Raw genomic sequence first — 12522 nt, forward strand, 5'->3', positions numbered from 1 at the left:
GACCCCGCCCGAGAACCCGCCCAGAATACCGAAGGAGTACGACGTTCCGTTGCCCCCCGATCACACAGAGATCCACGATGGAGGCTGAATTCGCCACAGGCCGACGGTAATGTCCAACACTGTGAGTGGGCACGAGATACACGGGCGGCAACGCCACCCGTGGTCCCTGCTCGCCCTGGTCCTCGTCCTGGTCTGCGGAAGCCTTGCCCTGCCCGGTGCGGATCACCGCCTGGACCCGGACAGCGCCCGCGCCGCACGCCCACTCGATCCTGCGCCGCCGGCCGCCCACGCCGAAGAGATCATCCGCAGGACGCTCGACCGGCAGTCCGCCGCCCTGATCGGCGGCGACGAGCGCGGCTGGCTGCGCGACGTCGACCCGCCCCTGGCCGCCGAGATGCACCGCCTCTACCGCAACCTCCGCGGCCTGCGGATCTCCGGCTGGGTGACCGACCCGGCCGGCCTGCCCGCCGGGCGGGACGGCCCGGTGTGGGAGACCGACGTCAGGATCCGGGTCTGTTTCACCGGCCCGGCCTGCGCCCGGGACCACGTCCCGCGGCGGAGCACCGACCTGCTGACGGCGAGCACCGCCTGGCGGGTCTCCGCGGACCGGGCCGTGGTCACGCGGTTCGCCTTCGACGGCGCCCGCGGGCTGCCGAGCCGTCCGACGCCCTGGGAGCGCGGCACCCTCACCTTCGCGGCCGGCCGCCGGGTGATCGTTGCGGCGCCGCGGGGCGTGCTGCGGCCGGAGGCGTGGCTGGCCGCTGCGGAGCGTGCGGCCGTCGTCGCGGACCGGTTCACCCTGGCCGAGCCGCGGGTGGGCAGCTATCTCGTCTTCCTGGCCGGCCGGACCGAGTGGCGGACGTGGTTCTCGGCCTTCACCGATCGCGACGTCCTCGGGTACGCGCTGCGGCCCAGCGACACCTCCGGCTTCATCGTCATCGACACGACGAAGGTCCGGCCCGGCGCGAAGGGCGAGAGCGTGCTCAGGCACGAGATGGCGCACATCGCGACCCGGTACGGCCCCTCGACCCGCGTCGGCGAGTGGGCGACCGAGGGCATCGCGGAGTACGTGGCGTGGACCGGCCGTCCGGTATCGGAGTACGACCGGGCCGGGGACGCCCGCGCGCTGGCGGCGAAGCTCCGCTGGACGCGGCAGCTCGATCTCGGGTGGTCGCACTCGTCGGCGCTGCGCAGCGGCTATTACGGGATGGGCTTCTTCGCGATGCGCTGCCTGAGCGAGACGTTCGGGGAGGCGCGGATGCTCGACTTCTTCGACCGGATGGCGCACGGCGGGCGCGGGCCGGCGCAGGCGTCGGGCGAGGCCTTCGGCGTCTCCTGGGCGGCGGCCGAGCGCACCTGCGCCCCGAGGATCAGGGCCTGGCTGCGGCGGTGAGCCCGCTCAGGTGGGCGAGCATCGACTGGTTCGCCTCCCAGCCGTCCGGGAACTTCACCGGCACGCCAAGGTGGACCGGCTCCGTCGACGGGTGCGCGTCCAGCAGTTCCGCGATGCCCGCCCGGGCCACCACCACGCAGGCGTGCCGATGCCGGGACGTGAGCACGCACAGCCGCCCCGACTCCAGGTGGAAGGCGGTCGCGTCCCGCCGCCCGGACAGCGGGTGCAGCACGACGGTCAGGTCGTACTCGCGGCCCTGTAGGCGGTTCGCGGTGTCGACCGTGATGTCCCGCGCGTGCTCCGGCAGCAGGGCGCGGATCGCCGCCACCTGGTCCCGGTGTGCGGCGCCGATCGCGATCCGCGACGCGGTCAGCGGCGCCGAGCCCGCCTCGGACACGGCGACCGCGTCCCGGGTCAGCGCCCGGGCCGCGAGGTCGGCGCACGCCGCCGCGGCCTCGGCGTCGGTGCGGACCGTGAACCGCGCCGGCAGCTCGTGCAGGCCCCAGCCCGTTGCCGCCGCGGTGTCCAGCACCGTGTCGAGGTCGGTGGTGGCCGGCGCGGCGAAGCTCAGGGACCGCTCGCCCGGCCCGGTGCCCGAGCGGAAGCCGGTGAACGGGTAGAACGCCGCCGCGACGACCGGGGCCGCGGACGCCGGCAGGCGCCACGAGACGGGTAGGCGGTGCACCGGTAGCTGCGGGTTGTGGCGTAGCAGCACCGCCACCGCGCTCTGCATCGGATCCCAGGACAGGCCGGTCCAGCGATCGACCTCGACGGTCGAGAACGGGTCCAGCTGCCCGGGGTCCCCGACGAAGAGCGCCCGTTCGAAGCGCGGCGCCACGCGCAGCAGCGCGTCCGAGCGCATCTGGTACGCCTCGTCGACGATCGCCCAGGGCCAGGTGCCCTCGGTGACCGTCGCCCACTTCGCCGCCGTACCGATCGTCACCGGGGGCCCGCCCAGGTCCGCCACCTTGGCGCCCACCCGGCAGCTGGGGTGTTCGCGGACCCGCTCGGTCGCCGCGTAGTCGACCGCCGACAGCCGGCCGACCGACAGGGTCGGCGACGCCACGCCCAGGCGGGCTATCAGGTCGTCCACCTGCTCGTTCGTCTGCGCCACGATCATCAGGGAGGTGCCTGTCGCCGCCAGCACGCCGGCCGCGCGGACGACAAGGGTGCTCTTGCCCGCGCCGGGCGGGGAGTCGACGACGACGCCGCGGTGGTCGGTCGTTGCCAGGTCCCGCAGCACCGCATCCACCACGCGGGTGGCCTCGGCGCCGGGAGTCTCGGGAGACAGGATCACCGACGCACCGTATCCCGTCACGCCCGCGGCGCAGGATCGTCACCAGATGTGAGTAACCCCGTCCACATTGTTACCTGTCGAGTTTCCGACGTTACCTTGAGTAAATGACCGATGGTGTCTACAGGCCGATCCTGCGGCCTCGTCGTGGCGAGCTCGCCGCCCTGCATCATCTCGATGCCGATGCCGCGAAGCTGGTGATGCCCATCATCGAGCTCTCCCCGACCGAGCAGCTTCCGCAGCTGGTCCGCAAGATGCCGCCGCGTACCGGCGCGATCGCCGTCGACCTGGGCGCCATCGGGGATCCCTGGGATCCGCTCTCCTCGCCGCCGCTCGACCTCGCCGAGGAGCTCGCCGACGTCGGCGTGGCGATGCTGCCCGTGCTCCGGGCGTACGACAGTCCGCGGCGGCTGCTGGAGCACGGCCTGGCCGCGCGGATGCACCTGATGCGTGCCGTCCTGCGGCTACAGCCGCACCTCGACGCCCGCAACGCGGTCACCGCGACCGCGCTCACCGACCGGATGCTCGCCGGCGCCGGCCTGGAGTTCGACCGCGTCGACCTGGTGATCGACCTGGCCGAGACCGCCTGCACCGCGCACGCCAACCGGTTCGAGGAGCGGGCCCGCAGCGTGCTGCGCTGGGCGCGGGCGTCGCCCTGGCGGTCGGTGACCATCGCGGCCGGCGCGATGCCGCCGAACCTCGACGACCTGCCGACCGATGAGCCGGTCACGGTCGGGCGGCTCGACGCGCAGGTCTGGTCCCGGCTGCGCGAGCCGGGCATCGGCTACGCCGACTACGGCGTCACCTCGCCGATCCGCCGGCTGGGCATCAACCACCGGCAGCTTCCCACGCTGCGCTACACCGCCGACCTGGACTGGTGGATCTACCGCTGGGCCCGGCGCGGCGGGCGTAGCGACGACCGGTGCCAGGACCTGTGCCGCACCCTGGTCGCCTCGCCGCAGTGGCCGGCGGCCGGCGCGCGGTTCTCCTGGGGCGACGCGCAGATCGCCCGGCAGGCCCGCAGCGCGCGGGGCGGCGGCAGCCCGGCGAGCTGGATGGCCTGGAGCACCTCGCACCACATCGCGCATGTGCTCCAGGCCCTGGCGCCACCCTGACGAGTCTTCGTACACTTGTGCCAATGCTGTTCGACGCCGCGCTCGCCTACGCCCGGCACGGGATCCCCGTCCTGCCGGTGCACACGCCTGCGGCCGGCGGCTCCTGCTCCTGCGGGCGGGCGGGCTGCGAGCGGCCGGGCAAGCATCCGCGCCTGCGGCACGGCCTCACCGAGGCAAGCGTCGATCCGCGGCGCATCGAGATGTGGTGGGCGCGGTGGCCGCAGGCCAACGTCGGGCTGCGCACCGGCGTCGTCATGGACGTCGCCGACGTCGACTCCCCCGGCGGCTGGCACGGCCTGCGGCATCTGCTCGGCGGCGAGTTGCCGCGCGGGCCCCAGGTCCGGACGGGCGGCGGCGGCTGGCATTTCTGGTTCTCCCCGATCGGCTACGGAAACCGGGTGCGCCTGCTGCCCGGCGTCGACTGGCGCGGGTCCGGCGGCTACGTGATCGCGCCGCCGTCGCGGCACGCGAACGGCACCACCTACTACTGGGCGATCCGTCCCGGCGATCCCGCGGCGGTCCCGGCGGCGCTGCGGGACCTGGTCGCCGGCCCCGATCCGCCGTCCGCGACGCCGGAGGCGGGCCGCGACGCGATCGTCCATCCCGGCCGCTACGCGGCGGTCGCGCTGGAGGCCGAGACCGCCCGGGTCGCCAACGCCCCGGTCGGCACCCGCAACGACACCCTGAACCGGGCGGCGTTCGCGCTCGGCCGGCTCGTCGGCGCGGGCCTGCTGGACGCGGCGACGGTGACCGGCGAGCTGACCGCGGCTGCCCGCTGGGCGGGCCTGGGCCGCGCCGAGACGACCCGCACGATCCGCTCCGGCCTGAACGCAGGCCGCCTGCGCCCTCTCGAAACGACGCGACGCCGCGTGGCGTGACCGTCAAACGCGGGCCGCCTGCGCCCTCTCGAAACGACGCGACGCCGCGTGGCGTGACCGTCAGTCGCGCGGCTCCGACGACGGAGGGCCGCCGTGTGTCCACGGGGTCTGGTCCGGGTCCGGGAAGGCGCCGCCCGGGCGATAGGCCTCGCTCAGCGTGGTGAGCAGCAGCCGCTCGCCGACCCCGGGCACGCTGCCGGGCTCGGCGACCAGCTTGCGGCCCATCCCGCCGGAGAGCTCGAGCAGCACCTCGGTCCTGGCCTCGTCGACCGCCGTCACCGAGACGACAAGGGCCTTCTGGCCCGGCCGGACCGGCGAGGTCAGCGTCGCGCCCTTCTCGACGCGTACCGGCTCGGAGGTGACCACCATGATCCGGGGGCGCAGCACCGGCCGCTTGCCGCTGTCGTCGATCCGGTCCGCCTTCGCCAGCGTCACCTCGCCGGCGAAGGCCGCGCCGGTCAGCCGGTACTCGGCCATCACCAGCGGGTCATCGAAGGCGCGCTGCACCGCGTACCGGGTGGCGGCGTTCTCCAGGCGGTGCAGCCGGGCGGCGGCCGCGACCGCGCCGTCGCGCCGGGGCTGTGGCGGGCCGCCGTCGGCCAGGTGCTGCACGAAGCCCGAGTAGGTGTCGCGGTCGCCGTCCCAGCGGCCGGCCACCCGGGAGCCGGGCGGCAGCTCGCGCAGCAGGCGCAGGGCGCGCCACATCAGTTCCCAGGTGGGCAGGAGCTGGGCGCGCAGCACCTCGGTCAGGGCCGCGACGTCCGGCGACGCCGTGGACATCAGCGGCGCCAGCACGTGGTTGTCGAACGCCGGGTCGGTGGCGGGGCCGGCCGGCGGGGACACCGCCGGATCCTCGGCCGCGCGCGCCGCCTCGGCGCCGGTCCGCCCCGGCGGCGGGGAGATCCACCCCAGCAGGGCCGCGAGCTGGGCGTCCTCCGCACTGCTCTGGCCGGTCGCCCAGTGCAGACCGAGCGCCTGTACGGCGTTGAGCAGCAACGACGACCCCGGCAGCTCGGCGGAGTTGGCGAAGAACGTGAGCCAGCGCCCGAGCAGCGGCACCGAGGGCGGTACCGCGTACTCCCCCTCGGTGCTGCGGAAACGCGTCGACCGGCCGAACAGGCGCAGAAAGTCGACGCCGCCGGTGTTGGGCACCCAGAGCTGCGGCGCGTCGGTGAAGCGGTACCGCACGTCGCGCCCCCGGTCGACCGCGACCGGCTCGGCCGCCTGCGCGAAGCCGTCGACGTAGGGCACCAGCACGTCGGCGAGCTCCGCGGCGAAGGCGAAGCGGTGGTCCCGGTTGCGGGGCTGGGCCACGACCAGCAGCCGGGGATCGTGTTCGGCGCTGCCGAGCATCGCCGCCAGCGGCGCGTTCGCCTCGCCGGCCATCGCCAGCGGAATGATCACCAGCGGGCGGGGGTGTACGTGCAGGTGGCGTACCGTCGCGGTCCGCTGCGCCCGGCCCTGCGCGTACGCCTGCGCGCGGGCGAGCGCGGTGAGCGTACTCATTCCAGCTCGGCACGCAGGCGCGCGGCGGCCCGGAGCAGCGCCGCGGCCTCGGCCTGCTCCTCGGTCGGCGTCCGGTCGCCGGCCGCGAGGGCGAGCACCTCGTCGACGGTGCCGACGCCGCCGAGCGCGTCCCGGACCGGCCGGCCCAGCGCCGCGGTGCTGCCGGCGGCCTCGTGCCGGCAGTAGACGGCCAGCTCGCAGGCCGACAGGCACTCCGGTGCGTAGCTGGCCTCGATCTCGGTCAGCGCGGCGATCAGGTCGGCGCTCGGCAGCACCAGGTCGAAGCTGACCGACTCCGGCAGGGCGGCGGCCAGCGCCGAGACCGAGGCCAGGCGGGTGAGCTGGCGCTTGAGGGTGGCGAGTTGCTTGCGGACGTCGAGGACCACGGCCGCCGGGTTGAGCGAGAAGTTCTCGGTGCAGACCAGCACGACGTCGTGGCTGACCAGCTCCGGGTCGTGGCCCAGCTCCTCGAGCAGCCGGCGCAGCGCGAGCACGTAGACGGCGGCCTGCACGGCGGCCGCGGAGACCTTGGCGCTGTCGGCCTGGCCGTCCACGATCGCGAACGATTTGATCTCGACCACGTGCAGGCGGCCCTCGACCTGGAACGCGATCAGGTCCGGCTCGAGGAAGACCCGCTGGCCGGCGACGTCGAGGGTGAGCAGCGGGTGGTCGATGAGCGCGGCACCGGCGGCCTGGGCGAGCAGCTTGCGGGTGCGAGCGTGCCGGGCCGCGAGCGTGTCGTCCGCGTCCTCGCCGAGGTCGTCGTAGGAGATCCCGGCGGGCTCGAGCCGCAGGCAGTCGGCGAGCACCGAGAGCAGCAGCGCGCAGCCGTCGGCCTTGAGCATCGCCTCGAAGCCGTTGCCGCGGGCCAGCGCGAAGCGGGACTGGCCGAAGTTGCCGGGGAAGCCGATCTGCTGCGCGAGCTTCGGCTTGTCCACGCCGGCCGCGTCCAGCACGGCCCGGCGGGTGCAGCCGGGGTTGCCGGTGAGCGCGGCGATGGTGCGGGCGTTGTGCCGCTTCGGTGGTGCGCCGCCGCGCAGCCGGTCGAGCGCGGCGCTCACCGGCGGCCCCGCTGGTGCGGCAGGCCGCGCACGCCGAAGAGCTGTTGCCGCTCGGGTAGTTCCTCCCAGCGGCGGATGGTCTCCTCCGGCGGCGGCGTGACGGCCACCCCGGCGAGGGCGGTCCGGGCCGCGTCGGCCAGCGCCGCCGGATTCTGCACCGCGTACGCCTCCGGGCCGCCGGGCACCCGCTCGGCGAGCCGGCGCAGCAGCGCGGCCGCCGCGCGGCCGGCGGTTTCGCGCATGGCGATGAATTCGGCGATCCGGACGACCGCCGCGAGCTCGTCGGTGGCCGGCGCCGCGATCCGGCCGATCACCGGCCAGGTCGAGAGGGTGAACAGCCCGCGGGCCGCGGCCAGGTCCGGCAGCAGGGCCGGGCAGATCCGGTACGCGGCCGGCACGTCCTGCGCGAAGTCCCGCTCCTCGTCGCGCAGCAGCGCGGCCAGGGCGGCAGTGGAGAGATCCCCGTCGAAGAGCGCGCCGTGCACGTCCACTATCAGGCTCGCGGCGGCGGGCGCACCGATCAGCAACAGGGTGCGACGGGCCTGCTCGCGGGCGCTCGGCAGCGTGCTCAGGCGGTTCATGGCGGCCGCTTCCGTGGGGGACTCGTTGCGGATCGACTTTAGATCTTCATACAGGACGCAGGCAATGTGGGGACGAGTCAGTACGTTTCACCCACGGGAGGTGAATAAATCGCGCGTATCGGACAGCATCCAGGTGGCGCGCTACGTTCGGGGTATGCCGAAGGCCATCTGGAACGACGAGATCATCGCCGAGAGCGACGACACCGTGGTAGTCGAGGGCAACACGTATTTCCCGCGCTCCTCGCTGCGCGAGGACGTGCTGCGCCCGTCGGATACGCACACCGTCTGCCCGTGGAAGGGCAAGGCTTCCTACTACACGCTCGAGGCCGCCGGGCAGGTCACCCAGGACGCGGTCTGGTTCTATCCGGAGCCGAAGCCCGACGCCAAGGCCGTCCGCGACCGGGTCGCGTTCAAGAAGACGGTCAAGGTCGAGGCCTGACGCTCGCCGCCGGCGCGGGCTCGCGGGCCCGCGCCGCCTACCCGATCCTGGGGTGGGCCTCCTCGATCGCCGACACCTCCAGGTAGTCCAGCATGTCGGCCTGCTCCGCCGGCGCGAGCGCGTAGAACGCCTCGTAGGCCGAGGACCGCGAGTGCGGGGTCTCCGCCGCCAACAGCGCGATGATCGCCGACCACGCCAGCGAGACCCGGTCGAAGAGCCGCGCGGTCCGCAGCGAGGTCAGCCGGCTCAGCATCGCCACCTTCGTCGCGGCGTCGTCGTCGAGCGGGATCCGGTCCGACAGCTCGAAGAGCGCCTTGCCGCGATAGGGGTGCTCGGCCTCGATCAGGCGGGCCAGCTCGGCGTTGTCCATCTGGTCGACGGGCGGCGCGGGGCCACGCCGGGGCAGGCGCGCCGGGGAATCCTCAGCGGGCACGGCTGTCCCGCCCACTCTCGAAACCCACGCCCGGCACCTGGTGCGGCAGCGTCGGGCGGCTCTGGAACGTGGGGAACGGTGGCGAGGGCATCACCGGCTGCTCCGGTCGTTCCGGGGCCGCATCGGTGTCGGCGGTCTCCTCGACCGCGTCATCGACCTGGTCACGCACGCTGTCCTCCGCGTCCTCCACTTTCCGTCCCAGCACAGTTTGTCCTCCGTTGCCGACTTTCGCTGTGTTGGCGTCCCTATGAGATCACGCCGCGTCAAACCCGGCGACCGCAGCCTCCGGTAACTCCCCGACATCACCCGACCCGACGACCGCCGTAATGTTGCGGTAATACATTGATACTTGTCGGTCGGCAAACAGTGTCGACGAATACTGAGAGTAGGTGTCCGTGGACGGGGGTACGAACACCACGGGTCCGGCACGCGAGTGGCGATCGGCCATGATCGACGTATCCGGGCTGTCGCTCGCCGAGCTGGCGGCGGATGCCGCACCGGGCCCGGTCGACGACTCGGCGCTGGCGCACTGCCTGCGGCGGCTCGCGGACGACCTGGTCCGGCCGGGCCAGCCGATCGCCGGCTTCAATTCGGCGCTCTGAGGAGATCATGACGCGATCCGGGATCGCCGGCGCGCGCCCGCACCGGCTCAGCGACGGCGCGTTCGCCGCGCTCGGCGCGGGCCGCCCCGACGCCGCGACCGTCGGCGAGCTGCGCCGCGCCCAGCTCAGCCGCCACATGTTGTTACTGCGCGAGATCGCCGCGACCGCTCCGACACCCGGGTTCGCGAGCCTGGTCGCGCAGGAGCGTGCGGACCCCCCGCGCGTACGCGAGATGCTCGCCCGGCCGCTGACCGGGGTGTGGGCGGCGAGTTACCTCAGCGCGCTTCGGCTCGGAAGTCTGCCCGAAGAGGCAGGCGCCGGATACCTGGCGGACCTCGCCGCGGCGCCGGGCCGGGCCGGGCGGCTGCTCACCGCCACCCACGACGGGTTGTCGATCTCGGTACGGGTCGAGGATCAGGATCCGCTGCGGTCCCGGCTCGGGCTGACGCCGGCCGCCCGGCTCACCGACGCACAGGCGGCACGCTGGCAGGAGCTCTTCGCAGGGGCCTGGCGGCTGCTCGCCGGCCGGCTGCGGCCGCAGGCCGAGGTGCTGGCCGCGGTCCTGGACTGCATCGTTCCCGTCGAGGCCGACCCGGACGCCCGGGGCATCAGCGCGACCTCCGCGGACGCGTTCGGCGCCGTCGCCATGTCCGAGCCCGCCGACGCCACCGCGCTCGCGGTCGGGCTGCTGCACGAGACACAGCACAGCGTCCTGAACGCGGTGAACTACCTCTTCGACCTGCACGAGGAGCCGGACGCCCTCGGTTACTCGCCGTGGCGCGACGACCCCCGCCCGGCGTCCGGAATCCTGCACGGCGCCTACGCCTACCTGAACGTCGCCCGCTTCCGGCGGGCCCGCGACGGCGATCCGCTGGCGGCCTTCGAGTTCGCCAGGTGGCGCTCGGCCGTGGTCACCGCTGCGGACGAGCTGCTGGGCCGGGGCCGGCTCACCGCGGCGGGTACCCGATTCGTGACCGCGCTGCGGGCCGAGGCGCTGCCCTGGCTCGACGAGCCGGTCGCGCCCGAGGTGGCGCGGCTCGCCGCCGGCGCGAACGCGGACCACCGCCTGCGCTGGCGGCTGCGGAACCTGCGCGTCGACCCGGCGGACGCCCGCGCGCTGGCCGCGGCGTGGCGCCGCGGGGACTCCCCGCCGCGCGTCGCATCCCACCTGCGCGAACAGCCCCGCCGGGCGCTGGAGGCGAGCGCCCGGCTGGACCTGGCGCACGCCGTGCTCCGCGGCGAGCCGGTGTACGGGACGGGCGGCGATCTCGCGTACGTCCGGGGCGAGCGGGATGCGGCCGTCCACGCGTACGCCAGGGGTCTGATGGGTGATCCGGGTGACGACGCGGCCTGGGCGGGTCTGGTCCTGACCGGCGGGCTGAGCGCCGAGCCGGAGGTCCTCGCGGCCGCCTACCGCGCGCTGGGCGACCGAAATGTGGACCCGATCACGCTCGCGACCTGGCTTTCTTCGTAAGTTCGCTCAGATCGGGCAATCCGGCACCGATGAGACCCCCTGTTGGAGGTGGGTGTCATGGGTCCGATCGACAAGGCCATGGATCGTGTGCGACGCGGTGTCGACCACGCCATGATCTTCACGTCGCTGTTGCTGCTCGCGTGGCCGGCGATGTTCGCCGACCTCGGCGACCCCGGCGCGGGCGTGCCCGACCTGATCGCCGGCCTCGCCACGGTCACCCTCCTCGGCATCGGCGTGATCGTGCTGGCCCGCCGTCGGCCGCTGATGCAGTTCCTGCCCGTCGCCGCCGCGGTCGCCATGGCCGGCTACTGGTCCGCACGGGACGGCATCAGCCCCGCGCTGACCTGGCTCGTCATCGCCGTCGCCGCGACCATCCTGCTCCGCCAGTTCCTCGGCGCCCGCACCACCGAGGGCCTCGTCCGGGACCTCACCCAGCAGCGCGCCCAGCTGGCGCATCAGGCTAGCCGCGACCCGCTGACCGAGCTCGGCAACCGCAAGCTGTTCCTGGACCACGCCGTCGACGCGCTGGCGCACGCCGAGGACACGATGACCGCCGTGATCCTGGTCGACCTGGACGGGTTCAAGGAGGTCAACGACGCCTACGGCCACGCCACCGGCGACGAGCTGCTGCGCACCGCGGCGGAGCGACTGACCGCGAACGTCCGCAACAACGACACCGTCTCCCGCCTCGACGGCGACGAGTTCGTGGTGCTGCTCCCCCGGCTCGCCGACGACCTGATCGCCGACACGGTGGCCAACCGGATCCTGCGCGACCTTGCACAGCCCCTGGTGGTCGGCGACACCGTGCTGACCATCCCGGCCAGCGCCGGCATCGCCCTGACCCGCGGCAGCGGCATGGCGGTCGACGACCTGATGCGCGAGGCCGACCTCGCCCTCTACCAGGCCAAGGACGAGGGCAAGGGCGTCGCCCGCCGCTTCGACCCGGCCCAGTTCGCCCGGGCCGAGCAGCGCCGCCGCGAGGAGGCCGACCTGCGCCGCGCCCTCGACGACGAAGAGTTCGAGGTGCACTACCAGCCGATCGTCGACCTGAACGGCGAGAACACCGTCGGCGTCGAGGCGCTGGTCCGCTGGAACCACCCCGAGCGGGGCATGCTGCCGCCCGCCGCCTTCCTGGACATGGCCGAGTCGCTCGGCCTGCTGCCCCGCCTCGGCGGCTGGGTGCTCGAGCAGGCCTGCCGGCAGGCCGCGCAGTGGCAGGAGCAGGTGCCCGGCTTCGAGCTCAACGTCAACCTCTCCGCCAGCCAGCTCGGCAAGCCCGACCTGGTCGAGGAGGTCCGCTCCGTGCTGGAGCGCACCGGCCTCACCCCGTCGCTGCTGGTGCTGGAGCTGACCGAGTCGGTCGCGCTCGTCGACCTGACCGAGTCGGCGCGGGTGCTGAGCGCGCTGAAGACGCTCGGCGTCCGGATCGCGCTCGACGACTTCGGCACCGGCTTCTCGTCGCTGAGCCACCTCGGCCGGCTGCCCGTCGACGTCGTGAAGATCGACAGGACGTTCGTGCAGGCCATGCAGGAGAACAGCGGCGCGTCGGTCGCCGAGGCCGTGCTGCAGATCGCCCGGACCTTCAACCTGGCGCCGGTCGCCGAGGGCGTCGAGGATGCGACGCAGGCCGCCCGCCTGCGCGAGCTCGACTGCGCGCAGGCGCAGGGCTACCACTTCGCCCGGCCGATGCCGGCCGGCGACCTGACCGCGCTGCTGAACCGCCAGTCGGCCCTCTCGGCCTGACCC

The 12522-nt window shown here is 74.0% G+C and carries 13 protein-coding genes; 7 read left to right on the forward strand and 6 right to left on the reverse strand.

Going from position 1 to position 12522, the window contains the following annotated elements; translation table 11 throughout:
* Positions 1-121: 121 nt before the first annotated feature.
* Positions 122-1393, forward strand: coding sequence for a gluzincin family metallopeptidase (locus tag BJ971_RS33950; protein ID WP_184997392.1), 1272 nt, complete (start codon positions 122-124; stop codon positions 1391-1393).
* Here BJ971_RS33950 and BJ971_RS33955 read toward each other — a convergent pair.
* Positions 1371-2690 carry an AAA family ATPase gene (locus BJ971_RS33955; RefSeq protein ID WP_377885559.1) on the reverse strand — a complete coding sequence of 440 codons (1320 nt, stop codon included), beginning with the start codon at positions 2688-2690 and terminating at the stop codon, positions 1371-1373. The genes BJ971_RS33950 and BJ971_RS33955 overlap by 23 nt on opposite strands.
* A 104-nt stretch (positions 2691-2794) precedes the next feature.
* Here BJ971_RS33955 and BJ971_RS33960 point away from each other — a divergent pair, with 104 nt between their 5' ends.
* Both BJ971_RS33960 and BJ971_RS33965 read left to right on the forward strand, forming a co-directional pair.
* A complete protein-coding gene (locus BJ971_RS33960; RefSeq protein ID WP_184997393.1) occupies positions 2795-3802 on the forward strand; it encodes a beta family protein in 1008 nt (335 codons plus the stop codon).
* Positions 3803-3825: 23 nt separating this feature from the next.
* Complete coding sequence (locus tag BJ971_RS33965) at positions 3826-4680, forward strand: bifunctional DNA primase/polymerase (RefSeq protein WP_184997394.1); 855 nt, start codon at positions 3826-3828, stop codon at positions 4678-4680.
* A gap of 60 nt (positions 4681-4740) precedes the next feature.
* Here the strand turns inward: BJ971_RS33965 and BJ971_RS33970 are convergent, their stop codons facing one another.
* From BJ971_RS33970 to BJ971_RS33980, 3 genes are read right to left on the reverse strand one after another with little or no spacing between them, the layout of a single operon-like run.
* Complete coding sequence (locus tag BJ971_RS33970) at positions 4741-6186, reverse strand: hypothetical protein (protein ID WP_184997395.1); 1446 nt, start codon at positions 6184-6186, stop codon at positions 4741-4743.
* The gene (locus BJ971_RS33975) at positions 6183-7247 is read right to left on the reverse strand and encodes a hypothetical protein (protein WP_184997396.1); all 1065 of its coding nucleotides are present in this window, start codon (positions 7245-7247) and stop codon (positions 6183-6185) included. The genes BJ971_RS33970 and BJ971_RS33975 overlap by 4 nt, the downstream gene beginning before the upstream one ends.
* Positions 7244-7828, reverse strand: coding sequence for a hypothetical protein (locus BJ971_RS33980; protein ID WP_184997397.1), 585 nt, complete (start codon positions 7826-7828; stop codon positions 7244-7246). Before BJ971_RS33980 ends, BJ971_RS33975 begins: the two co-directional genes overlap by 4 nt.
* Positions 7829-7982: 154 nt before the next feature.
* Here BJ971_RS33980 and BJ971_RS33985 point away from each other — a divergent pair, with 154 nt between their 5' ends.
* Entirely contained in the window at positions 7983-8267 is a 285-nt protein-coding gene (locus tag BJ971_RS33985) for a DUF427 domain-containing protein (protein ID WP_184997398.1), read from the forward strand.
* A gap of 37 nt (positions 8268-8304) precedes the next feature.
* On the opposite strand, the gene BJ971_RS33990 is transcribed toward BJ971_RS33985, so the two are convergent.
* Both BJ971_RS33990 and BJ971_RS33995 read right to left on the reverse strand, forming a co-directional pair.
* Complete coding sequence (locus BJ971_RS33990) at positions 8305-8700, reverse strand: hypothetical protein (protein ID WP_239087618.1); 396 nt, start codon at positions 8698-8700, stop codon at positions 8305-8307.
* Complete coding sequence (locus BJ971_RS33995) at positions 8690-8905, reverse strand: hypothetical protein (RefSeq protein WP_184997399.1); 216 nt, start codon at positions 8903-8905, stop codon at positions 8690-8692. Before BJ971_RS33995 ends, BJ971_RS33990 begins: the two co-directional genes overlap by 11 nt.
* Positions 8906-9146: 241 nt before the next feature.
* Between BJ971_RS33995 and fxsA the strand changes: the two genes are divergently transcribed.
* Genes fxsA through BJ971_RS34010 form a run of 3 tightly spaced genes read left to right on the forward strand, consistent with a single transcriptional unit; the run spans position 9147 to position 12519 of the window.
* Positions 9147-9302, forward strand: coding sequence for an FxSxx-COOH cyclophane-containing RiPP peptide (gene fxsA, locus BJ971_RS34000; protein WP_184997400.1), 156 nt, complete (start codon positions 9147-9149; stop codon positions 9300-9302).
* A gap of 7 nt (positions 9303-9309) precedes the next feature.
* Complete coding sequence (locus BJ971_RS34005) at positions 9310-10776, forward strand: aKG-HExxH-type peptide beta-hydroxylase (protein WP_184997401.1); 1467 nt, start codon at positions 9310-9312, stop codon at positions 10774-10776.
* 57 nt (positions 10777-10833) lie between these two features.
* Entirely contained in the window at positions 10834-12519 is a 1686-nt protein-coding gene (locus tag BJ971_RS34010) for a putative bifunctional diguanylate cyclase/phosphodiesterase (RefSeq protein WP_239087617.1), read from the forward strand.
* Positions 12520-12522: the final 3 nt, after the last annotated feature.

This window comes from Amorphoplanes digitatis (assembly GCF_014205335.1).
Lineage (GTDB): Bacteria > Actinomycetota > Actinomycetes > Mycobacteriales > Micromonosporaceae > Actinoplanes > Actinoplanes digitatus.

Coding starts and splice junctions, on each gene's coding strand:
- BJ971_RS34005 (WP_184997401.1), top strand. CDS start 9,310: ATGACGCGATCCGGGATCGCCGGCGCGCGCCCGCACCGGCTCAGCGAC.
- fxsA (WP_184997400.1), top strand. CDS start 9,147: ATGATCGACGTATCCGGGCTGTCGCTCGCCGAGCTGGCGGCGGATGCC.
- BJ971_RS33970 (WP_184997395.1), bottom strand. CDS start 6,186: ATGAGTACGCTCACCGCGCTCGCCCGCGCGCAGGCGTACGCGCAGGGC.
- BJ971_RS33965 (WP_184997394.1), top strand. CDS start 3,826: ATGCTGTTCGACGCCGCGCTCGCCTACGCCCGGCACGGGATCCCCGTC.
- BJ971_RS33960 (WP_184997393.1), top strand. CDS start 2,795: ATGACCGATGGTGTCTACAGGCCGATCCTGCGGCCTCGTCGTGGCGAG.
- BJ971_RS33985 (WP_184997398.1), top strand. CDS start 7,983: ATGCCGAAGGCCATCTGGAACGACGAGATCATCGCCGAGAGCGACGAC.
- BJ971_RS34010 (WP_239087617.1), top strand. CDS start 10,834: ATGGGTCCGATCGACAAGGCCATGGATCGTGTGCGACGCGGTGTCGAC.
- BJ971_RS33980 (WP_184997397.1), bottom strand. CDS start 7,828: ATGAACCGCCTGAGCACGCTGCCGAGCGCCCGCGAGCAGGCCCGTCGC.